Source organism: Curtobacterium sp. SP.BCp (assembly GCF_051903255.1).
In the GTDB taxonomy this organism is placed as follows: domain Bacteria; phylum Actinomycetota; class Actinomycetes; order Actinomycetales; family Microbacteriaceae; genus Curtobacterium.
Map to the genome: position 1 here is coordinate 2,042,352 of NZ_CP194338.1, position 22,587 is coordinate 2,064,938.

Annotated in this window: 21 protein-coding genes; 2 read left to right on the top strand and 19 right to left on the bottom strand. The window is 72.4% G+C overall.

Annotated elements, in window-relative coordinates:
* From ACRQ4C_RS09810 to ACRQ4C_RS09885, 16 genes are all read right to left on the bottom strand, one after another.
* Window positions 1-1,185, bottom strand: a complete 1,185-nt coding sequence (locus ACRQ4C_RS09810) for a glycine C-acetyltransferase (protein WP_439688535.1) — start codon at window positions 1,183-1,185, stop codon at window positions 1-3.
* Window positions 1,185-2,252: an L-threonine 3-dehydrogenase gene (gene tdh / locus ACRQ4C_RS09815; protein ID WP_439690891.1), complete on the bottom strand. Its 1,068-nt coding sequence runs from the start codon at window positions 2,250-2,252 to the stop codon at window positions 1,185-1,187. Before tdh ends, ACRQ4C_RS09810 begins: the two co-directional genes overlap by 1 nt.
* 428 nt (window positions 2,253-2,680) lie before the next feature.
* Window positions 2,681-4,663 carry a primosomal protein N' gene (locus ACRQ4C_RS09820; RefSeq protein ID WP_439688536.1) on the bottom strand — a complete coding sequence of 661 codons (1,983 nt, stop codon included), beginning with the start codon at window positions 4,661-4,663 and terminating at the stop codon, window positions 2,681-2,683.
* Between the two features lie 9 nt (window positions 4,664-4,672).
* A complete protein-coding gene (gene metK, locus ACRQ4C_RS09825) occupies window positions 4,673-5,887 on the bottom strand; it encodes a methionine adenosyltransferase (RefSeq protein WP_290131623.1) in 1,215 nt (404 codons plus the stop codon).
* Between the two features lie 5 nt (window positions 5,888-5,892).
* The gene (gene rpoZ, locus ACRQ4C_RS09830) at window positions 5,893-6,156 is read right to left on the bottom strand and encodes a DNA-directed RNA polymerase subunit omega (protein ID WP_022906709.1); all 264 of its coding nucleotides are present in this window, start codon (window positions 6,154-6,156) and stop codon (window positions 5,893-5,895) included.
* A gap of 35 nt (window positions 6,157-6,191) precedes the next feature.
* Window positions 6,192-7,112 (bottom strand): guanylate kinase, encoded by a 921-nt coding sequence (gmk, locus tag ACRQ4C_RS09835; RefSeq protein WP_439688537.1) that lies wholly within the window; start codon window positions 7,110-7,112, stop codon window positions 6,192-6,194.
* Complete coding sequence (gene pyrF / locus ACRQ4C_RS09840) at window positions 7,109-7,987, bottom strand: orotidine-5'-phosphate decarboxylase (protein WP_439688538.1); 879 nt, start codon at window positions 7,985-7,987, stop codon at window positions 7,109-7,111. The genes gmk and pyrF overlap by 4 nt, the downstream gene beginning before the upstream one ends.
* Before the next feature lie 80 nt (window positions 7,988-8,067).
* Window positions 8,068-11,346 carry a carbamoyl-phosphate synthase large subunit gene (gene carB / locus ACRQ4C_RS09845; RefSeq protein WP_439688539.1) on the bottom strand — a complete coding sequence of 1,093 codons (3,279 nt, stop codon included), beginning with the start codon at window positions 11,344-11,346 and terminating at the stop codon, window positions 8,068-8,070.
* Window positions 11,346-12,545 carry a glutamine-hydrolyzing carbamoyl-phosphate synthase small subunit gene (gene carA / locus ACRQ4C_RS09850; RefSeq protein ID WP_290131619.1) on the bottom strand — a complete coding sequence of 400 codons (1,200 nt, stop codon included), beginning with the start codon at window positions 12,543-12,545 and terminating at the stop codon, window positions 11,346-11,348. Before carA ends, carB begins: the two co-directional genes overlap by 1 nt.
* Entirely contained in the window at window positions 12,545-13,090 is a 546-nt protein-coding gene (locus tag ACRQ4C_RS09855; RefSeq protein ID WP_290131618.1) for a PH-like domain-containing protein, read from the bottom strand. The genes carA and ACRQ4C_RS09855 overlap by 1 nt, the downstream gene beginning before the upstream one ends.
* Window positions 13,087-14,466 carry a dihydroorotase gene (locus ACRQ4C_RS09860; protein WP_439688540.1) on the bottom strand — a complete coding sequence of 460 codons (1,380 nt, stop codon included), beginning with the start codon at window positions 14,464-14,466 and terminating at the stop codon, window positions 13,087-13,089. The genes ACRQ4C_RS09855 and ACRQ4C_RS09860 overlap by 4 nt, the downstream gene beginning before the upstream one ends.
* The gene (locus tag ACRQ4C_RS09865) at window positions 14,463-15,425 is read right to left on the bottom strand and encodes an aspartate carbamoyltransferase catalytic subunit (RefSeq protein ID WP_290131616.1); all 963 of its coding nucleotides are present in this window, start codon (window positions 15,423-15,425) and stop codon (window positions 14,463-14,465) included. The genes ACRQ4C_RS09860 and ACRQ4C_RS09865 overlap by 4 nt, the downstream gene beginning before the upstream one ends.
* Entirely contained in the window at window positions 15,425-16,033 is a 609-nt protein-coding gene (pyrR, locus tag ACRQ4C_RS09870) for a bifunctional pyr operon transcriptional regulator/uracil phosphoribosyltransferase PyrR (protein ID WP_439688541.1), read from the bottom strand. Before pyrR ends, ACRQ4C_RS09865 begins: the two co-directional genes overlap by 1 nt.
* A 57-nt stretch (window positions 16,034-16,090) precedes the next feature.
* Window positions 16,091-16,567, bottom strand: coding sequence for a transcription antitermination factor NusB (nusB, locus tag ACRQ4C_RS09875; RefSeq protein WP_290131614.1), 477 nt, complete (start codon window positions 16,565-16,567; stop codon window positions 16,091-16,093).
* A gap of 10 nt (window positions 16,568-16,577) precedes the next feature.
* Window positions 16,578-17,141, bottom strand: a complete 564-nt coding sequence (gene efp / locus ACRQ4C_RS09880; protein WP_290131613.1) for an elongation factor P — start codon at window positions 17,139-17,141, stop codon at window positions 16,578-16,580.
* Between the two features lie 120 nt (window positions 17,142-17,261).
* Window positions 17,262-18,950, bottom strand: a complete 1,689-nt coding sequence (locus tag ACRQ4C_RS09885; RefSeq protein ID WP_439688542.1) for an ABC1 kinase family protein — start codon at window positions 18,948-18,950, stop codon at window positions 17,262-17,264.
* Between the two features lie 146 nt (window positions 18,951-19,096).
* On the opposite strand from ACRQ4C_RS09885, the gene ACRQ4C_RS09890 reads away from it, so the two are divergent.
* Window positions 19,097-19,411, top strand: a complete 315-nt coding sequence (locus ACRQ4C_RS09890) for a hypothetical protein (RefSeq protein WP_439688543.1) — start codon at window positions 19,097-19,099, stop codon at window positions 19,409-19,411.
* Complete coding sequence (locus ACRQ4C_RS09895; protein ID WP_290131610.1) at window positions 19,411-19,590, top strand: hypothetical protein; 180 nt, start codon at window positions 19,411-19,413, stop codon at window positions 19,588-19,590. The genes ACRQ4C_RS09890 and ACRQ4C_RS09895 overlap by 1 nt, the downstream gene beginning before the upstream one ends.
* 27 nt (window positions 19,591-19,617) lie before the next feature.
* Here ACRQ4C_RS09895 and aroB read toward each other — a convergent pair whose 3' ends face one another.
* The 3 genes from aroB to aroC are packed head-to-tail and all read right to left on the bottom strand — an operon-like array spanning window position 19,618 to window position 22,582.
* Window positions 19,618-20,715, bottom strand: coding sequence for a 3-dehydroquinate synthase (aroB, locus tag ACRQ4C_RS09900; RefSeq protein WP_439688544.1), 1,098 nt, complete (start codon window positions 20,713-20,715; stop codon window positions 19,618-19,620).
* Window positions 20,712-21,365: a shikimate kinase gene (locus ACRQ4C_RS09905; protein ID WP_439688545.1), complete on the bottom strand. Its 654-nt coding sequence runs from the start codon at window positions 21,363-21,365 to the stop codon at window positions 20,712-20,714. The genes aroB and ACRQ4C_RS09905 overlap by 4 nt, the downstream gene beginning before the upstream one ends.
* Entirely contained in the window at window positions 21,362-22,582 is a 1,221-nt protein-coding gene (gene aroC / locus ACRQ4C_RS09910; protein ID WP_290131609.1) for a chorismate synthase, read from the bottom strand. The genes ACRQ4C_RS09905 and aroC overlap by 4 nt, the downstream gene beginning before the upstream one ends.
* Between the last annotated feature and the right edge of the window lie 5 nt (window positions 22,583-22,587).

Here is a 22,587-nt window from a genome sequence, read left to right on the forward strand (position 1 = left end):
TCAGGCCGGTCCGACGGCGTCCCGTGCCGCCACGAACGCGTCGACGCACCGCCGCACCTGCTCCTCGGTGTGCGCCGCCGACAGTTGCACCCGGATCCGCGCACGCCCCTTCGGCACCACCGGGTAGCTGAACGCCGTCACGTAGACACCCTGCGCCTGCATCTCGTCCGCGATCCGCGCCGTGCGGGCGGCGTCGTGGAACATCACGGGCACGATCGGGTGCTCCCCCGGCAGCAGCTCGAAGCCGGCGTCGGCCATCAGGGACCGGAACGTCCGGGCGTTCGCGGCGAGCCGTGCCCGGGCGTCGTCCGAGCGCTCGACGAGGTCCAGCGCGGCGACCGTCCCCGCGGCGATGACCGGCGCCAGGGAGTTCGAGAACAGGTACGGGCGCGACCGCTGCCGCAGCAGGTCGACGATCTCCCGCCGTGACGCCACGTAGCCGCCCGACGCCCCGCCGAGCGCCTTGCCGAACGTCCCCGTGTACACGTCGACCCGGTCGGCGACGCCGCAGAGCTCGGGTGTCCCCCGGCCGTGCTCGCCGACGAACCCGACCGCGTGCGAGTCGTCGACGATGACGAGGGCGTCGTACCGCTCGGCGAGGTCGCAGATCTCGGCGAGCGGCGCGATCGACCCGTCCATCGAGAAGACGCCGTCGGTGACCACCACACGGAAGCGAGCCGACGAGGCGGCGGCGAGCTGTGCCTCCAGGTCGGCCGTGTCCCGGTTCCGGTACCGGAACCGCTGCGCCTTCGAGAGCCGGATGCCGTCGATGATCGACGCGTGGTTCAGCTCGTCCGAGATGATCGCGTCGTCGGGGCCGAGCAGCACCTCGAAGAGGCCGCCGTTCGCGTCGAAGCACGACGAGTACAGGATCGCCGCCTCGGTGCCGAGGAACCCCGCCACCCGCCGCTCGAGGTCGAGGTGCAGGTCCTGCGTGCCGCAGATGAAGCGCACGCTCGCCATCCCGTACCCCCACCGGTCGAGGGCGTCCTTCGCAGCGTCGACGAGGTCCGTCGAGTCCGCGAGCCCGAGGTAGTTGTTCGCGCAGAAGTTCAGCAGGTCGGTGCCGTCCGCCTCGATCGCCGCCCGCTGCGGACCGGCGATGCCGCGCTCCCGCTTCGTGAGGCCCGCGTCCTCGATGCCCGCGAGCTCCGTCGCCAGGTGGTCCTTGATCGCGCCGTACATCAGTGCTCCGTCCAGTCGATGACGACCTTGCCGCCGTCCGCGCTCGCCGCCGCGGCGAACGCTGCCTCCCAGTCGCGCGCCGGGTAGCGCGCCGACACGATCGAGCCGATGCGGTCCCGCAGCACCGCATTCGTCTGCAGCATGGAGCTCATCGCCTGCCACGTCTCGAACATCTCACGGCCGTAGATGCCCTTCACGGTGAGCATGTGCGTGACGACCTTGCCCCAGTCGACCGCGATCGGCCCGCTCGGGAGCCCGAGCATCGCGATCCGTCCGCCGTGGTTCATGTTCTCGACGAGTGCGGGCAGCGCGGTGGGTGCACCCGACATCTCGAAGCCGACGTCGAACCCCTCGCGCATGCCGAGTCGCCCCTGCGCTGCGCGGAGCGCGGCAGCGCCGTCAGCGTGCACACCGTCACCTCGGACGTCGACGCCGAGGTCGGCGCCCATCTGCTCCGCCATCCGGAGCCGGTTCGGGCTGACGTCCGTGCCGACGACGAACCGTGCGCCGGCGTGGCGTGCGACCGCGATCGCCATGAGGCCGATCGGGCCGCACCCGGCGACCACGACGTCCTCGCCGACGAGCGGGAACGCGAGCGCCGTGTGGACCGCGTTGCCGAGCGGGTCGAAGAGCGCACCGACCTCGGGCTCGACGCGCCCGTGGTGCACCCAGACGTTCGTGCCCGGCAGCGTGAGGTACTCCGCGAACGCGCCGTCGCGCTGCACCCCGAGGCCCTTCGTCCGGATGCACATCTGTCGGCGGCCGGCCCGGCAGTTCCGGCAGGTGCCGCAGACGATGTGGCCCTCGCCGGACACGAGGTCCCCGACGGCGACGTCCCGCACGCCGGCACCGACCTCGACGACCTCGCCGAAGAACTCGTGGCCGGGGACGAGCGGAGCGGTCACCGCCGACGCCGCCCAGTCGTCCCACCGCTGGATGTGCAGGTCCGTCCCGCAGATCCCGGTGCGGAGGACCCGGATGAGGACCTCGTCCTCCGTCGGTTCCGGCACCGGCCGGTCGGTCATGGTCAGACCCGGACCCGCGTCCGGCTTGTAGAGCGCCCGCATCGGCGTCACCTCGTCACTTCGTCGTGCGTGTGATGTGTTCGGCGGTGGTTCGTGGCCACCGTCGTCCAGCCTCCCACAGGTCGGCTCGCGCGGGGCGCGGGGCGCGGGGCGCGGGGTGCGCGGCGCCGGGGGCGCGGGGTGCGCGGCGCCGGGTGCGCGGGGCCGGGTGCTGGTCGCGTCCGGCACCGGCCGGGAGGCACGGCTCAGCCCCGCCACGCACGGCGCGCCCGTCGGTGGGTCGGGTCCCGCGAGGCGCCCGCGCGGATCGCGGCGCGTGCACGGAGCGACATCGCCGCTCCGTGGCGCGTGCACGAACGCCGGCGCCGATCGTTGCGCGTGCAAAGAACGAGGGCACCGCTGTCGTACGACGACGACCGGGTCGTTCGGCAGCGACGGGACACAGCACCGCGGGGCCGTGGCCGCGCCGGTCAGACCTCGGTGAAGGGCTCGGCGTCGTCGAGCCGCACGCGCAGCGTCGGCGCCGCACGACGACGGTTGCCACCCGGGAGGACCCGCCGGGTCGACGAGCGCCGGATCACCTCGGCCTTGAGCGTCGCCGCGACCTCCGCACCGTGCGCGTACGGGAACCGCACGATCGCCCGGACGGTCCCGGGCACCGGGTCGCCCTCGACGGGCACCGGGCCGAGGACGGGGCCAGCCGTGGCGTCGCCGAGGGCCTCGACCGCGGCCGTCACGGCCTCGTCCGTCCCGGTGAGCGTCGCGACGCGGACCGCCGGCGGGAAGTGCAGCTCGCGGCGGTCGGCCAACTCGTCGTGCGCAGGACCGTCGAGCCGCCACGTCGCCATCGCCGTCGCGAGTCGCCCGCCGATGCCGACGAGGTAGACCTCGGCGCCGGGTGCGCCCTTCGCCGCGGCGTTCGTCCAGAACCGCAGGACGTCCTCCTGCACCCGGAGTCCCTCGCGGGCCAGCAGCCGCTCGCCGTCGAGGAGCAGCACGCACGCGTACCCGCCGGGCACGCTCGGCTCCGCACCTCGGGTCGCGACGACCACCGCGGGGCGGGCCGGCACCTCGTCGAGCGGCCGGGAGCCGTCGGCGACCACGATCCTCGCGCCGGGGAACGCGCGACCGAGCTCGTCGGCGGTGCGCTGCGCCCCCTGCCCGACCGGCTTGAGCTTCCCGCCGCCGCACGTCGGACAGCGGAACCCGACTGCGAGCGCACCGCAGAACCGGCACTGCGGCGTCGCGTTCCGGTGCGGGCTGCCGAGCGGCCCCCCGCACACCCGGCAGTGCGCACGCTCGCCGCAGTCGGCACAGACGAGGCCGGTACCGAAGCCCGGGTTCGCGACCTGGACGAGCACCGGCCCGTGCTGGCTGGCCTCACGAGCAGCTCGCCACGCCGTGCTCGGGATGCGTGCCTGCGCGGCGAAGCCCTCGGCGCTCGCCTGCTGCGCGGTCGGGACCACCTTCGGCGTCGGCACCCGGTACGGTGCGACCTCCTGCAGCCAGTGCAGTTCGACGAGCCGTTGCACGTCGGTCGAGCGGGCGTGCGCGAGGAACAGGAGCGCGGCGCCGGACTGCGCGGTGCGGACGAGCGCGACGTCCCGGGAGTGCACGTACGGTGCCCGGGGCTCGACGAACGAGGCGTCGCCGTCGTCCCACATCGCGATGAGGCCGAGCTCGGTCGCCGGCGCGAACACCGCCGTACGGTTGCCGATCGCGACCACCGCGTGCGTCCGGGCCTGCAGGAGGGCCTTCGCCCGCTGCCCGTTGGTCTGCTTGGCGTCGAACCGGACGACACGCTCGGGCGGCAGCACGGCGAGGAGCGCCCGCTCCAGGTCGGTGACGTCGCGGAAGTCGGGCACGGCGAGCACGGCCGACTGCTCGTGGGCGACGACCTGCGACGCTGCCTGGGCGAGCGTCGCGGCCCATCCCGGCACCCAGACGGGTTCGTCGGCGGAGCCGAGGTCGACGGGGTGGGGGACGGCGTCGACCGCAGCCCGACCGTGGTCGGCGAGCAGTGCCTCCAGGGCGCCCTCGGCGTAGCCGGTGACGGGGGTGGGGTCGACCACCGCCGGCGACCACGACGTGTCGCGGGCCAGCCAGGCCTTCTCGGCGCGGACCTGACGGGTCGGCACCGCGAGCCGGAGCACGTCGGAGGCGACACCGGCGCCGCGGTCGGCGACGGCGCGCGCGAGTGTCCAGATCTCCGGCGCCAGGACCGGCACCGGGGAGAGGACCTCCTCGACCTGGCTCAGCTCGCCGGGCCAGTCCCCTTCGGACACGACCTCGACGACGTAGGCGTCGGACATCCGGGCACCGGTCCGGAGCGGGACCTTCACACGGACCCCGGGCACGCAGTCGTCCTCGAGCTCGCTCGGCACCCGGTAGTCGAACAGACGGTCCAACTGCGGGAGCGGCGAGTCGAGGACGACGCGCGCGACGGTGGTCACGCGGGACCGCTAGACGGTGGCGGGGACGAGTCCTGCCGCGGCGCGCAGTTCCTCGACGCGGTCGAGCTGTTCCCAGGTGAAGCCGGGGAGGTCACGACCGAAGTGGCCGTACGTCGCCGTGGTGGCGTAGCGCGGCTTGAGGAGGTCGAGGTCGCGGATGATCGCGGCGGGCCGGAGGTCGAAGACCTGCAGGATCGCGGCCTCGATCGTGGCGTCGTCGACGTGGCCGGTCCCGAAGGACTCGACGTACAGTCCGACGGGCTTGGCACGGCCGATCGCGTAGGCGACCTGGACCTCGAGCCGGTCGGCGAGGCCCGCGGCGACGGCGTTCTTCGCGACCCAGCGGAGCGCGTACGCGGCCGAGCGGTCGACCTTCGACGGGTCCTTGCCCGAGAAGGCACCGCCGCCGTGCCGGGAGGCGCCGCCGTAGGTGTCGACGATGACCTTGCGCCCGGTGAGCCCCGCGTCGCCCTGGGGACCGCCGATCTCGAAGCGGCCGGTCGGGTTCACGATGACGTCGACGTGCGACGCATCGAGGTCGACCTGGGCGAGCACCGGACGGATCACGTGCTCCGTGACGTCCGCGGTGAGCTGCTCGAGCGTGACGCTCGGGGCGTGCTGCGTCGAGAGCACGACGGTCTCGACGGTCTTCGGCACCACGCCGTCGTACCCGACCGTCACCTGCGTCTTGCCGTCCGGGCGGAGGTACGACAGCTCGCCCGACTTGCGGACCGCGGCCAGACGCTCGGCGAGCCGGTGCGCGAGCCAGATGGCGACGGGCATGTACTCGGGGGTCTCGTTCGTCGCGAAGCCGAACATGATGCCCTGGTCACCGGCGCCCTGGCGGTCGAGCGGGTCGACGCCGGCACCCGAGCGGCTGTCGAGCGACTCGTCGACGCCCTGCGCGATGTCCGGGGACTGCGCACCGATCGACACCTCGACGCCACAGGTGCGACCGTCGAAGGAGACCTCGGACGAGTTGTACCCGATGCCCGTGATCACGTCGCGGACCAGCTTCGGGATCTCGACGTAGCCGGAGGTGGTGACCTCACCGGCGACGTGCACGAGGCCCGTCGTCACCATGGTCTCGACGGCGACGCGCGCGTGCGGGTCGACCTCGAGCAGGGCGTCGAGGATGGTGTCCGAGATCTGGTCGCAGATCTTGTCGGGGTGCCCCTCGGTCACCGACTCGGACGTGAAGAGGCGCAGGTTGCTCGTCGTCACCGGGATCAGTCGGTGGGCTGCTGCTGCTTGGTGACCGTCAGCTTGTCCTCGTTGATCTCGTGGAGCGCGACGGAGAGCGGCTTGTCGTCGATGGTCGAGTCGACCAGCGGACCGACGTTGTCGAAGAGCGAGCCCTCGTGCAGGTCGGCGTAGTAGTCGTTGATCTGGCGGGCGCGCTTCGACGCGAAGATCACGAGCGCGTACTTCGACTCGACCTTGGCGAGCAGGTCGTCGATGGGCGGGTCGATGATGCCCTGGGGGTTGGCCATGGTGTCTCCTGTCGAGGGACGAATACGGTCGCCCGTCAGGGCGCAGTGAACAAGTCTACGACTTCGTGTGCCGCGGTGCTGACATCGGAGTTCACGATCTTCACGTCGAACTCGTCCTGCGCGGCGAGTTCGACCTTCGCGGTCTCGAGCCGGCGGGCCTGTTCCTCGGCGGACTCGGTGCCGCGACCGATGAGCCGGCGGACCAGTTCCTCCCACGTGGGCGGTAGCAGGAACACCAGCACCGCCTCGGGCATCGCGTCCTTCACCTGGCGGGCGCCCTGCAGGTCGATCTCGAGCATCACGCGGTCGCCGGCGTCGAGCGCGCGGTCGATCGGCGGACGGGGCGTGCCGTAGCGGTACGAGTTGTGCACGGTCGCCCACTCCAGGAGCTCGCGCTCGCGGATCATCCGGTCGAACTCGGCGTCGTCCACGAAGTAGTAGTGCACGCCGTCGACCTCGCCGGGGCGGGGCTTCCGGGTCGTCGCGGACACGCTCAGGTTGACGTCCGGGAAGTGCTCGCGGATGTACGCGCTGACGGTGCCCTTGCCGACGGCCGTCGGCCCGGCGAGCACCACGAGCTTCGACGCCGTGCGCTTCTGCCCGCGGGCGGCGAGCCAGTCCGCCAACGCCGAACGCTGTCGGACACCGAGCCCGCCGAGCCGCTTCGAGGTCGCGATCCGCAGCGTCTGCATCACGGAGTCCGCGCGCGCCGGACCGATCCCGGGCAGCGACGTCAGGAGGTCGCGGACCCGGAGCGACTTCTCCGCCGGGGCGTCCTCGTCGGACCACGCGGCACGGGCGACCTCGAGCGGCGTCCGCTCCCCCGCGACGATCGCGGCCTTCACTGCGGCCCGGGCGCGTCGCGCCGCCACCGCGGCCTGCGCGGCGGCGACACGGTCGACCTCCGGCGGGTTCCGGTGGGCCGGGAGCGACTCGCGGTCGGTACCGTCCGTCACGCGGCGGCTCCGAGCGCTGCGGCGATCCGGTCGGCACGGTCGGCCACGAGCGCGGCGACGCCGTCCGGGCCGTCCACGAGCAGGCCCCGCGACTCGTTCACGAGCACCTGCCCGGCGCGGGCGCCGTACAGCGAGCGGAGGTCCTCGATGCGGGCACCCTGAGCGCCGAAGCCCGGCGCGAGCACCGGCGCGGTGCCGATGTCGTCGCCGGAGATCCCGAAGTCGTCGAGGTCGAGGGTCGCGCCGAGCACCAGCCCGACGTCCCCGAGGGGCTGCTCGGCTGCGCTCTGGTTGTCGTCTGCCACGTCCTCGACGATACCGGCCGCCACGGTCCGGCCGGCACGCGGCCCCTCGGCGAGCACCGCGGTCTGCAGCACGCGCGCCTCGGGGTTGCTCGTCGCCGCGAGCACGAAGACCCCGGCTCCGTTCGCCCGGGCGGTGTCGATCGTGCCGCGCAGCGACCCGTAGCCGAGGTACGGCGACACGGTCATCGCGTCGGCCCGGAAGGGCCCGTCGCGGTCGACCCAGGCCTCCGCGTAGTCGTCACCGGTGCTGCCGATGTCGCCGCGCTTCACGTCGGCGACGACCAGGAGGCCCGCATCGCGTGCCCGACGCAGGGTCGCGTCGAGCGCACGGTAGCCCGGCACCCCCGCGGCCTCGAAGAACGCGATCTGCGGCTTCACGACCGCCGCGCGGCCGGCGGCCGCGTCGACGAGGGTCGCCCCGAAGGCGGTCAGGCCCTGCTCGTCGCGGCCCAGCCCCCACGCCGCCAGGGTGGCGGCGTGGGGGTCGATGCCGACGCACAGTGCGGAACGCGACGCCATGGCGGCCGCGAGCCGGACGCCGAATGAGGCCGCGCCTCTCCCCACCGGCACGGCCGAACCGCCGCTGGCGCGTCGGTCCGGAACCGGCGGCGTGGGCCCAGGCCGGGTGTCAGCAGCCACGAGACCGGCCGTCACCAGGTCGCACGCTCGAGCGCGTAGTCCTGCAGGCTGCGCACCGTGTGCTCGGTACCGATCGTCTCGATGGCGGCGACCGCCGCGCCGAGCTGGGCGATCGTCGTGAACAGCGGCTTGTCCGCCGCGACGGTGGCCGCACGGATCTCGTAGCCGTCCGCGCGACCGGCCGCGCCGGAGGGCGTGTTGATGACGATGTCGACCTCACCGCGGGCGAGCAGGTCGACGACGCTCTCGCCGCCCTCGCTGTACTTGCCGACGAGGGTGACCTCGATGCCGTTGCGGCGGAGGACCTCGGCGGTGCCCTCGGTCGCGGTGATCGTGAAGCCGAGCTGCTGGAGGCGGTGGATCGGCAGGACGACCTGGCGCTTGTCGGTGTCGGCGACGCTCACGAAGACGGTGCCGCTCGTCGGCAGGCCCCCGTACGCGGCGTCCTGCGACTTGAGGAACGCCCGCGGGAAGTCGCGGTCGATGCCCATGACCTCGCCCGTGGAGCGCATCTCGGGGCTGAGCACCGAGTCGACGACCTGGCCGTCGTGCGTCCGGAAGCGGCGGAAGGGCAGCACGGCCTCCTTGACGGCGACCGGGGCCTGCGCGGGCACCGACGAGCCGTCGCGCTCGGGCAGGAGCCCCTCGGTGACGAGCTGGTCGATGCTCGTGCCCGTCATGATGCGGCTCGCGGCCTTGGCGAGCGGGATGCCGAGCGCCTTGGAGACGAACGGCACGGTGCGGCTCGCGCGCGGGTTCGCCTCGAGGACGTAGAGCACGCCGGCGCCGATGGCGAACTGGACGTTGAGCAGGCCCTGCACGCCGATGCCGCGCGCGATCCGCTCGGTCGCCTCGACCACGCCACGGATCTCGGCCTTGCCGAGTCCGACCGGGGGCAGGGTGCACGCCGAGTCGCCGGAGTGGATGCCGGCCTCCTCGATGTGCTCCATGATGCCGCCGATGTACAGGCGCTCCCCGTCGAAGAGGGCGTCGACGTCGATCTCCACCGCGTCGTCGAGGAAGCGGTCGACCAGGAGCGGGAGCTCCGTACCGATGATCGCCTGGTCGGCCATCCGGTCGAAGTAGTCGGCGAGGGCCGTCGGGTCGTAGACGATCTCCATGCCGCGACCGCCGAGCACGAACGACGGGCGGACGAGGACCGGGTAGCCGATCTCCTCGGCCACGGCGGTCGCGCTCGCGAGGTCGTGCGCGGTCCCGTTGCGGGGCGCGAGGAGGCCCGCCTCGTCGAGGATCGCCGAGAACTGCCCGCGCTCCTCGGCGGAGTCGATCGCCGCGGGCGAGGTGCCGAGGATCGGGATCCCCGCTGCCTCGAGCGGCTTCGCGAGCCCGAGGGCCGTCTGGCCGCCGAGCTGCACGACCACGCCGACGAGCTCGCCGGACGCCGCCTCGGCCTCGATGACCTCGAGGACGTCCTCGGTGGTCAGCGGTTCGAAGTACAGGCGGTCCGACGTGTCGTAGTCGGTGGAGACGGTCTCCGGGTTGCAGTTGATCATGATCGTCTCGAACCCGGCGTCGCTCAGCGCGAAGGACGCGTGCACGCAGGAGTAGTCGAACTCCACGCCCTGGCCGATGCGGTTCGGACCGGAGCCGAGGATGACGACCTTCTTGCGGTCGCTCGCGGCGACCTCGGTCTCGGTGTCGTACGACGAGTAGTGGTACGGCGTGAGGGCCGGGAACTCGCCGGCGCAGGTGTCGACGGTCTTGAAGACCGGACGGATGCCGAGCGCGTGCCGGGCGTCGCGCGCCTCCTGCTCGGAGATCCCCCGCAGGCTCGCGATCTGGGCGTCGCTGAAGCCGTGCTCCTTCGCCCAGCGCAGGGTGTCCGCGTCGAGCGTCTCCGCAGCGCGCACCTCGTCGGCGACCTCGTTGATGAGGACGATCTGGTCGATGAACCAGGGGTCGATCTTCGTGGCCTCGAAGACCTCGTCCGCGGTGGCGCCGGCGACGAGCGCCTGCTGCACCGTGACGATCCGGCCGTCCGTCGGGGTCTTCGACTTCTCCAGCAGCGCGTCCTTGTCGAGCTCGGCCGCCGGGGTGTCCCAGTGGAACGACGAGCCGCGCTTCTCGAGCGAACGGAGCGACTTCTGCAGCGCCGTGGCGTAGTTCCGGCCGATCGCCATCGCCTCGCCGACGCTCTTCATCGTCGTGGTGAGGGTGGCGTCGGCGGCCGGGAACTTCTCGAACGCGAACCGCGGGGTCTTCACGACGACGTAGTCGAGCGTCGGCTCGAAGCTCGCCGGCGTCACCCGCGTGATGTCGTTCTGGATCTCGTCGAGGCGGTACCCGATGGCGAGCTTCGCGGCGATCTTCGCGATCGGGAAGCCCGTCGCCTTCGATGCCAGGGCCGACGAGCGCGACACGCGGGGGTTCATCTCGATGACGATGATCCGGCCGTTCGACGGGTCGACCGCGAACTGGATGTTGCAGCCACCGGTGTCGACGCCCACGCGGCGGATGATGTCGATGCCGATGTTCCGCATGTTCTGGTACTCGCGGTCCGTCAGCGTCAGGGCCGGGGCGACCGTGATCGAGTCGCCCGTGTGGACACCGACGGGGTCGACGTTCTCGATCGAGCAGATGACGACCGTGTTGTCGAAGTTGTCCCGCATGAGCTCGAGCTCGTACTCCTTCCAGCCGAGGATCGACTCCTCGAGGAGCACCTCGGTGGTGGGGCTGGACTGGAGGCCGTCACCGACGAAGCGGACGAGCTCCTCCTCGTTGTAGGCGAAGCCCGAGCCGAGGCCACCCATCGTGAAGGACGGGCGGACGACGAGCGGGTACCCGAGGTCGGCCGCGTACTCCTTGGCCTCGTCGAGGGTGTGCGCGATGTGGCTGCGGGCGACGTCGGCGCCGGACTCGAGAACGAGCTCCTTGAAGAGCTGGCGGTCCTCGCCGCGCTGGATCGCGTCGACCTTGGCGCCGATGAGCTCGACGCCGTACTTCTCGAGGATCCCCTCGGCGTCGAGCTTGATCGCCGCGTTGAGCGCCGTCTGGCCGCCGAGGGTCGGCAGGACCGCGTCGGGCTGCTCGATCTTGATGATCTCCTCGAGCGACGCGCTCGTGATCGGCTCGATGTAGGTCGCGTCGGCGAAGTCGGGGTCGGTCATGATCGTCGCCGGGTTCGGGTTGACGAGGATGACGCGGACGCCCTCGGCGCGGAGGACACGGCACGCCTGGGTGCCCGAGTAGTCGAACTCGGCGGCCTGCCCGATGACGATCGGGCCGGAGCCGATGACGAGGACGGAGTTGATGTCTGCGCGCTTCGGCATCAGTTGGCTTCCTTGGTGACGTCGGCTGCGGGGGTCGTGGCGTCGGCGGTGGCCGCGTCGAGCGGCCGGCCGTCGCGTCGGGCACGGACGAGGTCCGCGAACCGGTCGAACAGGTACATCGAGTCGTGCGGACCGGCCGCCGCCTCGGGGTGGTACTGCACGCTGAACGCGGGCACGTCGAGCGCGCGGAGGCCCTCGACGACCTGGTCGTTCAGCGAGTAGTGGGAGACCTCGACGCGGCCGAACCCGGCGGGCGACTCGATCACCTCGCCGAGGGGCGCGTCGACCGCGAAGCCGTGGTTCTGGCTCGTGATCTCGACCTTGCCCGTGGTGGTGTCGAGCACCGGCTGGTTGATGCCGCGGTGACCGAACGGCAGCTTGTACGTGCCGAAGCCGAGCGCGCGGCCGAGCAGCTGGTTGCCGAAGCAGATGCCGAAGAACGGGCGACCGGTCTTCAGGCTGTCCTGCAGGAGCTCCACCTGGGCGTCGCTCGCCGCCGGGTCGCCGGGGCCGTTCGAGTAGAACAACGCGTCGGGAGCCAGGGCTTCGAGCGCCTCGGCGGTGATGTCCTGCGGCACGACGTGCACCTCGAACCCGCGCTCGGCGAGGTACCGGGTGGTCGAGGCCTTCACGCCGAGGTCGAGCACGGCCAGCCGGCCGATCTGCTCGCCCACCGCGGGGACCACGTAGGTCTCGGGCGTGGACACCGTCGCGGAGAAGTTCGCACCGGTCATCGCGGCCTGGTCGCGGACGGCCGCGAGCTGCTCGTCCGCCGACAGGTCCGCCTCGGGGCCGCTGAACACGCCGCCCTTCATCGCGCCCGCGTCGCGGATCCGACGGGTGAGCGCCCGCGTGTCGACCCCGGAGATGCCCACGATGCCGTCACGGACGAGGTGGTCGTCCAGCGTGGCGTTCGCCCGGTGGTTCGACACGATCCGGCTGGGGTCGCGGACCACGTACCCGGCCACCCAGATGCGGCGGGACTCGGGGTCCTCGTCGTTCACACCCGTGTTGCCGATGTGCGGCGCGGTCTGCACCACGATCTGCCCGGCGTAGGACGGGTCGGTCAGCGTCTCCTGGTACCCGGTCATGCCGGTCGCGAAGACCACCTCACCCAGGGACCGGCCTCGGGCGCCGTACGCCCGTCCCTCGTAGCGGGTGCCGTCCTCGAGGACCAGTACGGCCCGTTCGCGTGTCATCAGTTCGTCCCTTCGCCCGCGGTGTGCGGGTGCTCGTGCTTCGTCGTCGGTCCCTGCAGGGCGGCGAGTGCTGCTGCCGCGTCGCCCTCCGGGAACCGGAAGTAGGTGTCGAGGTCCGTCGCACCTGCGGCGCCGGTCGCCGTCCATCGCAGACGGACCAGTCCCCCGGGCTCGACCACTCGGTCGATGGCCCACGTGGCGCGGTCGGCGCCACGGACGGCGTCGGTCGCGACCCAGCGGTCGGGTGCCCCGGCGTGGTGCAGCACCACGCCGTGCTCGTGGACGGTCACGCCCCCGCGGCTGCGGAAGCCGAGACCGCCGGCGGTGATGCGCTCCAGCGGCTGGTCGGCGCGGGTCGTCGCGACGGTGAAGCCGTCCCACGACCCGACCTGCGGACCCGGGTCGGCCGGGACCGGGACGGGAGGCACGGCTGCGGCCTGCGCGCGGCTCCGGGTCCGCCAGGTGCGCGCCATCGCGAGGAACAGCAGGGCCACCAGGAGGAGGATGACTCCCCCGGTGAGCCACCGGGAGGCGTCGCCGCTCACCGTGCCCCCTCCCGGGCCGCGGCGGCGTGCGCCGCGACCGTCTCGGCTGCGCGCGCCGCGACCGTCTCGTCGTCGACGACCGCACCGTCGAGCACGGTCGGGTAGCCGTGGTGGAACGTCGCGACGACCCGGCCGGGCAGCCGCATGCCGAGGTACGGCGAGTTCTGCGACTGGCCGGCGAGGTCGGTCACGGCGAACTCCCGCGACGCGCTCGGGTCGTAGAGGGTGACCTCGGCCGGCGCGTCCTCGGCGATCCGCTGCCCGTGGCCCTCGACCTGGCCGATGCGTGCCGGCGCCTCGGAGAGCACGCGGGCGACGTCCGACCAGGCGAGCTGCCCGGAGTCGACCACGGCGGACTGCACGACGCTCAGCGCGGACTCGAGGCCGACCATGCCGTTCGCGGCGGCGGGCCACTCGCAGCACTTCGCCTCGGCGGTGTGCGGCGCGTGGTCGGTGGCGACGATGTCGATCGTGCCGTCGGCGAGGGCGGCCCGGAGCGCCTCGACGTCCTCGCGGGCACGGAGCGGCGGGTTGACCTTGTAGCGGGCGTCGTACCCCGGCGCGCCGTCGACGCCGGCGATGAGGTCCTCGGTCAGCACCAGGTGGTGCGGCGTGACCTCGGCCGTGACGTCGATCCCGCGGGACTTCGCCCACCGGATCACCTCGACGCTGCCCGCGGTCGAGACGTGGCAGATGTGCAGGCGTGCGCCGACGTGGTCGGCGAGCAGGACGTCGCGGGCGATGATCGCCTCCTCTGCCACGGCCGGCCAGCCCGCGAGTCCGAGCTCCGACGAGAGCCGGCCCTCGTTCATCTGGGCGCCGAGCGTGAGCCGCGGCTCCTGGGCGTGCTGGGCGATCACACCGCCGAAGCCCTTGACGTACTCGAGCGCCCGACGCATGAGCAGCGGGTCCGCGACGCAGGAGCCGTCGTCCGAGAACACCCGGACCCGCGCGCGGCTCGTCGCCATCGCCCCGATCTCCGAGAGGTGGGTGCCCCGCAGGCCCTGCGACACCGCGCCGATGGGGCGGACCGTGACGTAGCCCGCGTCGTCCCCGAGCGCCTGCACCTGCTCGACCACGCCGGCGGTGTCCGCCACCGGGTTCGAGTTCGCCATCGCGTTCACGGCGGTGAACCCGCCGGCGGCCGCCGCGCGCGAGCCGGTGCGGACCGTCTCGGACTCCTCGCCGCCGGGCTCGCGGAGGTGGGTGTGCAGGTCCACGAGGCCGGGCAGGGCGATCAGCCCGTCGGCGTCGACGACCGTGGCGCCGGCCGTGTCGAGACCGGACCCGACCGCGGTGATGCGCCGTGCCTCCAGGCGGATGTCGGCGCGCGTGCCGTCGACCAGCTGCGCGCCGCGGATGAGGTGGGCGGTCATGCGACGGACTCCTTCGCGTCGTGGTCGCCCGTCAGGGCGAGGTAGAGGACGGCCATGCGGACGCTCACGCCGTTGGCGACCTGCTCGACGACCGTCGAGCGCGGGTCGTCGGCGGCGACGCCGGCGATCTCCAGGCCGCGGTTCATCGGGCCGGGGTGCATGATCAGCGTGCGCTCGGGGAGACCCGCGGCGCGCGCGGCCGTGAGGCCGAAGTGCCGCGTGTACTCGCGCTCGTTCGGGAAGAAGGCGTCGTGCATGCGCTCCTGCTGGATGCGGAGGAGCATCACGACGTCCGGGTCCTCGGCGAGGGCGACGTCGAGGTCGTGGTGGACCGCGGCGCCGAACGGGCGGTCGACGGCGGGCAGCAGCGTCGGCGGGGCGACGAACGTGACCTCGGCGCCGAGCGTGCGGAGGAGCCAGGCGTTGCTGCGTGCCACGCGGCTGTGCAGGACGTCGCCGACGATCGCGACGCGGACGCCGTCGAGGCCCTGGCCCCGGCTCGCCGCACCGTGCAGGCGGCGGCGCATCGTGAAGGCGTCGAGCAGGGCCTGCGTCGGGTGCTCGTGCGTGCCGTCGCCCGCGTTGACGACCGGGACGTCGATCCAGTCGGCGTCCGCGAGCACCCGCGGGGCGCCGGACGCGCCGTGGCGCATCACGATGCCGTCGATGCCCATCGCACCGAGGGTCTGGACGGTGTCCTTGAGCGATTCGCCCTTCGAGACGCTCGATCCCTTCGCCGCGAAGTTGATGACGTCGGCGGAGAGACGCTTGGCGGCCGCCTCGAACGAGATGCGGGTCCGGGTGGAGTCCTCGAAGAAGAGGTTCACGACGGTCTTGCCGCGGAGGGCCGGGAGCCGCTTGACCTCGCGCGTGTTGACCTCGGCCATCTCCTCGGCGACGTCGAGGATGTGGACGGCCTCGGCGCGGGAGAGATCGGCGGTGGAGAGGAGGTGGCGCATCAGACAGCACCGCCCGACTGCGTCCCGCTCTGCGCGCTCTGCGCGCTCTGCTCGCTCTGCGCGCTCTGCTCGATGACGACCTCGTCCGTGCCGTCCGTCTCGGTCAGGCGCAGCGTGACCCGCTCGTCGGAGGCGGTCGGCAGGTTCTTGCCCACGTGGTCCGCGCGGATCGGGAGCTCGCGGTGGCCCCGGTCGACGAGCACGGCGAGCCGGACCGCGCGCGGCCGGCCGATCCCCTGCAGCGCGTCGAGCGCGGCCCGGACGGTGCGGCCGGAGTAGAGCACGTCGTCGACGAGCACGACGACCTTGCCGTCGATGCCGCTCGTCGGGATCGTCGTCCGGTGCGGCGCCCGCCCGATGCCGTGGCCGAGGTCGTCACGGTGCATCGTCACGTCGAGGGTGCCGAGCCGCTGCTCGCGGTCGGCCGCCCACTCGGGCTCGATGTCGGCCAGGATCGCGGCGAGGCGCTCCGCCAGGACGGCACCCCGTGTCGGGATGCCCAGGAGCACGAGGTCCGAGGCGCCGTGGTTGGCCTCGAGGATCTCGTGCGCGATGCGTGTCAAGGCACGCGTGATGTCGGTGTTCTGCAGGACCGTTCGGGTACCCACGCCGACCTCCTTCCCCGCCTCACCGGACGGACTTAAAGGACGCTGACGTGGTCAACCCTACCGGGACTCCTGGCCCCCTGCGACCGTCCGACCGGACGGTGCATCCTGCTGCTTCGACCCGCTGACCCGACCGCCGGCGACCGCTCCGAGCACACCGTTGACGAAGCCCGCGGACTCCTCGGTGGACAGGGACTGCGCGAGCTCGACGGCCTCGGCGATCGCGACGGCGTCGGGCACCTCGCTGTTGAAGCGGAGCTCCCACACGCCCATGCGGAGGATGCAGCGGTCGAGCACCGGCATCCGGGCGATCGACCAGCCCTGGGCGTGGTCGACGATCACGGAGTCGATCTCGTGCCGGGCCTCGTCCACACCCGTGACGATCTGCCGGGCGTAGTCCCAGCTCGAGGCGCGCTCGGGCTGGTCGAGGTGCCGGACGGTCTCCGTCGCGAGGACGTCCGCGATCGGCAGCTCGCGGACCTCCGCCACGTACAGCATGTCGAGGGCGCGCTTGCGGGCCTTCGAACGAGCACTCATACGGCGTCGCCTAGTTGTTGACGCGGCCGAGGAAGCTGCCGTCGCGCGTGTCGATCTTCACGGTGGTGCCGCTCTCCAGGTACAGCGGGACCTGGATGCGGTGACCGGTCGCGATGATCGTCGCGTCCTTCGTGCCACCGGACGAGCGGTCGCCCTGGAGACCCGGCTCGGTCTCGACCTCGGTGACGATCGACGTCGGGAGCTCGATGTACAGCGGGTTGCCCTCGTTCATCGCGATGGTGACCATGGCCGACTCGAGGAGGTAGTTCTTCGCGTCGCCGACGACGGTCTCCGAGACGGGGATCTGGTCGTAGGTGTCGGTGTCCATGAACACGTACGACTCGCCGTCCTGGTACAGGTACTGGTAGTCGCGGCGGTCGACGGTCGCGGTGTCGATCTTGGCGCCCGCGTTGAACGTGCGGTCGACGACCTTGCCGGAGACGACGTTCTTGAGCTTCGTGCGGACGAACGCACCGCCCTTGCCCGGCTTGACGTGCTGGAACTCGACGACCGACCAGAGCTGGCCGTCGATGATGAGAACGGCGCCGTTCTTGATGTCAGTGGTGCTCGCCATGGGTCTTCCGTTCGATGGTGTTGTGAAGGTCTCGCGGGCACTGCGGCCCGGCGCGGCGGTCGCTGGCCGGATCGGCGCGACGCCCCGACGAGTGTAGCGGACGGGTCCGCCCCGGCCGCCTCAGTCCCGCCGCCGCGCCCGCCACGCGTCGATCGCCGCCCACCCGAGCAGCACGACCGTCGCCCCGCCGAGCAGCCCGCCCGCCGCTCCGGTCGAGAGCACCGCCGTCGGACGGGCCGGGAGGGTCAGGTACACGATCGACAGGATCCCGGCGCCCGACCCGAGCAGCACGAGCAGGATGCGCCGGATGAGCCCGGTCACGAGCCGGCGGTCCTGCCGGTCCCCGAACAGCCGGATGTTCACCGAGAGCCGCCCGGACTCGAGCGCCTCCGTGATGCGGTCGACCCGACGTGGGAGCTTCCGCGCCGCGGACACGACGCCGAACAGCTCACGCACCGCGACGTCCCGCAGCGCCGACGGCCGCAGCTGGTCGCGGATCTGCTGCTTCGCGAGGTCCCGCGACTCCTCGAGGAGGTCGAACGAGGGCGTCAGCGTCCGGAGCGTGCCCTCGAAGATCGCGAGCGCCCGTGCCGCCGCCACGAAGTCCGGCGGTGGCTTCAGTCGGTAGCGCCCGAAGACCTCCACGGCGTCGTCCACGGTCTGCACGCCGATGCGGGCACCGGGACCGAGCTCGTCCGCGACGAAGCGCGCGATGTCCCGACGGAAGTCGGCCTCGTCGCGGGCATCGCGCACGGGCGCCATCCGCAGGACGTTGTCGGCGATCCGGGCCGTGTCGTCCTGGAGGTAGCCGGCCAGCAGTTCCTGGACCGTGTCCCGGAGACCGGGGTCGAGCCTCCCGACCGATCCGAAGTCGATCAACGCGGGCCGGCCGTCGGGCAGGAGCACGACGTTCCCCGGGTGGAGGTCCGCGTGGTACAGCCCGTCGAAGACCACCTGCCGGAGGAACGCGCGGAGGATCGCGCGCATCGGCGCGTCGAGGTCGCGGTCCGACCGCTCGGCGCGCAGCGCGCTGAGCGTGTCGCCCTCGAGGAACTCCATCACGAGCACGCGACGACCGGACAGCTCCGGGTACGGCACCGGGAGGTACACCTCGTCGGGACGGGCACTCCTGGCCTGCGCGGCGCGGAGCGCGGCGAGGTTCCGGGCCTCGGAGGAGAAGTCGACCTGCCGCACCAGGTCCGCCGCGTACTGCGCCGCCACGTCGACGACGCCGACCTGCCGTGCCTCCGTGCTCGTCCGCGTCAGGAACCGCACGACCCGCAGCGCGATGTCGACGTCGCGACGGACGGCGGTGTCGATGCCGGGCCGTTGCACCTTGACCGCGACCTCGGTGCCGTCGTGCAGGCGCGCACGGTGGACCTGCGCGATCGACGCGGCGGCGACGGGCTCCGGGTCGAACGACGCGAAGACCTCGTCGACGGGTGCGTGCAGTTCCGTCGCGAGGAGCTCGGCGACCTGGCCGGCCGGCGCGGGCGTCACGTTCCGCTGCAGGTGGGCGAGCCCCTCGGTCCACTCGTCCGGGAGCAGGTCGTCACGGGTGGAGAGCAGCTGCCCCATCTTCACGAACCCGCCGCCGGCCTCCTCGAGGGCTCGACGCAGGTGTTCGGCCTGGTCACGCCGCAGGTCGCTCGTTCCCGGATCCCGGGAGAAGTCGAGGCGGCGGAACGGGACGAGGTGGTGACGTCGGGCGATGCGCAGGAGCTCGGCGAAGCGGCGGCCGCGGGTTCGCAGGCTGCCGACGTCCGCGTCCTGCTGGCCGAGGTCGCTCAGGCGGGGCGGGGTGGGCACCGACCCAGTGTGCTCCCGTGGCCTGGGTCCGGCGGGTGCGGTGCGGGTACGAGGACGGTCCCTGCACAGCCGGGAGGCACGGCGCGCGTTCCACAGGTCGGCTCGCGTCGCGTCCGTGGCCGGCGCGTGCGACGGAGGATCGGGGCATGGAGACAGCACTCGTCAGCGCGGTCATCGCCGCGGTCTGCGCCGCCGTCGTCAGTTGGTTCGGCGCGTTCCAGTCGCGCAGGGTGGCGAACCGCGACCACGCCTGGCGGAGGTTCGTCTGGTCGATCGGCGACCGCAAGTCCCGGGCGGAGTACGACATCTCGATCGCTGTGCTCCGGCAACTCGAGCACGTAGCGTGGTGGTCCAAGCCAGACCGTGAACTCGCGACGCGAGCGCTGCGCCGGGTGGCTCGCACGCCTGTTCGGGACGACGGCTCTCCTGACCGGACCGACGACCCCGCGGAGGAACGCTGATGCCCATCCTGAAGCCACTGCCCGATGCGATGGACCCCGATCGTGACGACGACGAGTACTGGGCGTACGAGAACGGCGCCACGGTGCCGGAGTACCTGGAGTGGCGTCGCACCAATGTCCTCACCGTGTCGATGCGGGTGAAGTGGTGGTGGCGGCGGACCCGGCGCGTCCTGCGCTGAGTCCGCCCACGCACTCGACGTCTCCGATTAGACGCCGACCTCCTGGTACGCCGTGAAGAGCAGGTGGTCCTCCGGCCCCTCGAGCGTCGTCGGCTTGCCGACCCCGTCGAGGATGATGAAGCGCAGCATGCCCGCGCGCGCCTTCTTGTCGCGGCGCATCGTCGCGAGCAGGCCCTCCCAGCGTCCGATGCCGTACGAGGTGGGCAGTTCGAGCGACTCCAGGATCGAGCGGTGCCGATCGACCGTCGCGTCGTCGAGGTGCCCGGTGAGCCGCGCGAGCTCGGCGGCGAAGACCATGCCGACCGCCACCGCTGCGCCGTGCCGCCACTGGTACCGCTCTGCGTGCTCGATGGCGTGGCCGAGCGTGTGCCCGTAGTTGAGGATCTCCCGCCGACCCTGCTCGGTGAAGTCGTCCGAGACCACCTGCGCCTTGAGCTCGATCGCCAGCTCGACGACACGGCGGAACTCCGGCGTGGTCGGGTCCGTCACGCGCGCGACGTCGGCTTCGATCACGTCGAGGATCTCCGGGACGGCGATGAACCCGGCCTTCACGATCTCGGCGAACCCGGTGAGGATCTCGTTGCGCGGGAGGGAGCGGACGAGGTCGAGGTCGGCGACGACCGCACGCGGTGCGAAGAACGCGCCGACGAGGTTCTTGCCCTCGTTGGTGTTGATCCCCGTCTTGCCACCCACACTCGCGTCGACCATGCCGAGCACGCTCGTGGGGATCGCGATGTACGGCACGCCGCGCAGCCAGGTCGCGGCGACGAAGCCGGCGAGGTCGGTGACGGCTCCCCCGCCGAGCCCGATCACGGCGTCGGTGCGCGTGAAGTCCGACTGCCCCATGATCTGCCAGCAGAACGCCGCGACCTCGACGCGCTTCGCGCCCTCGGCGTCGGGGACCTCGGCGATGAGTGCCTCGATCCCGGCGTCGACGAGCAGCGCGCGGAGGTCGTTCGCGCGTGCGCCGAGCGTCGGCGCGTGCACGATGAGGACCTTCGCGACCCGGGAGCCGAGCAGCGCGGGCACGGAGGCGAGCAGCCCGTTGCCGACCGCGACGACGTAGCCGTCATCGCCGCCGACGCGGATCTCGGTGGTGCCCTCGGGCAGGACGGCTTCGGTCACGGGGTCGCTCCTGGTTCGTTCGTGTGCGGTGCTGCTGCGCCGGGCGCGCCGGGCGCGCCGGGCGCGCCGGGCGCGCCGGGCGCGCCTGGTGCGGTCGCACCCGCCTGCTGTTCGTGATCGCGGACCCAGGCGACGACGTCCGCCACGACGTGGGACATCGGCCGGCGCGAGGTGTCGAGGACGACGTGAGCGAGTTCGGCGTAGGTCGCGGCACGCTCGTCCATGATGGTCTGCCACGCGTCGATCCCGCCCTGGGCGAGCAGCGGACGGTCGCTCCCGGCGATCCGGTCGGCCACCGCCTCGGGCGACACCGTGAGGAGCACGATCCGTGCCCCTGCGAGCGCCTCGCGGGTGGCCGCGTGCGTCACGGCCCCGCCCCCGACGGCGACCACCCCACCGCTGGTGACGGCGTCGCGGACGGCGGCGGCCTCGAGCTCACGGAACGCAGGCTCGCCGCGCGTCTCGAAGATCGTCGGGATCGGGCCGTGGTCGCGGACGATCACCCGGTCGGTGTCGGTGAACTGCACGTCGAGGGCCTTCGCGACGCGCTTGCCCACGGTCGACTTGCCCGCGCCCATCGGGCCGATGACGACCACCGGCGCCGAGAGCCGACCCGAGCGTGTCGCGCCGGCTCGCGGTCCGCCGCTCACAGGACGGGTGTGGTGTCCGCCGACTCGGTACGACGGGAACGGAGCGTCTCGGGGATCGACGCGAGGTACGCGTCGAGGTTCCGCTTCGTCTCCGCCACGCTGTCGCCGCCGAACTTCTCGAGGACCGCGTCGGCGAGGACGAGCGCGACCATCGCCTCGGCGACGACGCCCGAAGCGGGGACGGCGCAGACGTCGGAACGCTGGTGGTGCGCGGAGGCGTCCTCCCCCGTCGTGACGTCGATGGTGTGCAGCGCGTGCGGCACGGTCGCGATCGGCTTCATGCCGGCGCGGACCCGCAGCACGGTCCCCGTGGACATGCCGCCCTCGGTGCCGCCGGCACGGTCGGTGGTCCGGACGATCTCGCCGTCCTCGCGGTAGAGCTCGTCGTGGGCCTCGGAGCCGCGGCGACCGGCGGTCGCGAAGCCGTCGCCGACCTCGACCCCCTTGATCGCCTGGATGCCCATGATCGCTGCGGCGAGACGGGCGTCGAGTCGTCGGTCCCACTGCACGTGCGACCCGAGCCCCGGCGGCACGCCGTAGAAGAGGACCTCGACGACGCCGCCGAGGGTGTCGCCGTCCTTCTTCGCGGCCTCGACCTCGGTGACCATCCGCGCCGAGGTCTCCGCGTCGAAGCAGCGCAGCTGGTCATCGTCGAGACGGTCGACGTCGTCGGGGAGCGGCAGGGCCGTGCCGTCCGGGACACGGACGGTCCCGACCTGGAGCGTGTGCGCCACCGATCGCATGCCGAGCTCGGCGAGGAAGGACTTCGCGACGGCGCCGAGTGCCACGCGGGCGGCGGTCTCGCGTGCGGAGGCGCGTTCGAGGATCGGGCGGGCCTCGTCGAAGCCGTACTTCTGCATCCCGACGAGGTCGGCGTGACCGGGTCGCGGGCGGGTCAGCGGCGCCGAGCGCCCACGCGACATCTCGGTCTGCTCGATCGGCTCGGGGCTCATGACCTCGACCCACTTCGGCCACTCGGTGTTGCCGATGCGGATCGCGATCGGGCTGCCGAGGGAGTAGCCGTGCCGCACACCGCCGGACACGTGCAGCTCGTCCTGCTCGAACTTCATGCGGGAGCCCCGGCCGTACCCGAGCTTGCGGCGCGCGAGGTCGGTACGGATGGACTCGAACGACACCGGGACACCCGCGGGCAGACCCTCGAGCATCGCGATCAGTTCGGGTCCGTGGGACTCACCAGCAGTCAACCAACGAAGCATGGTGC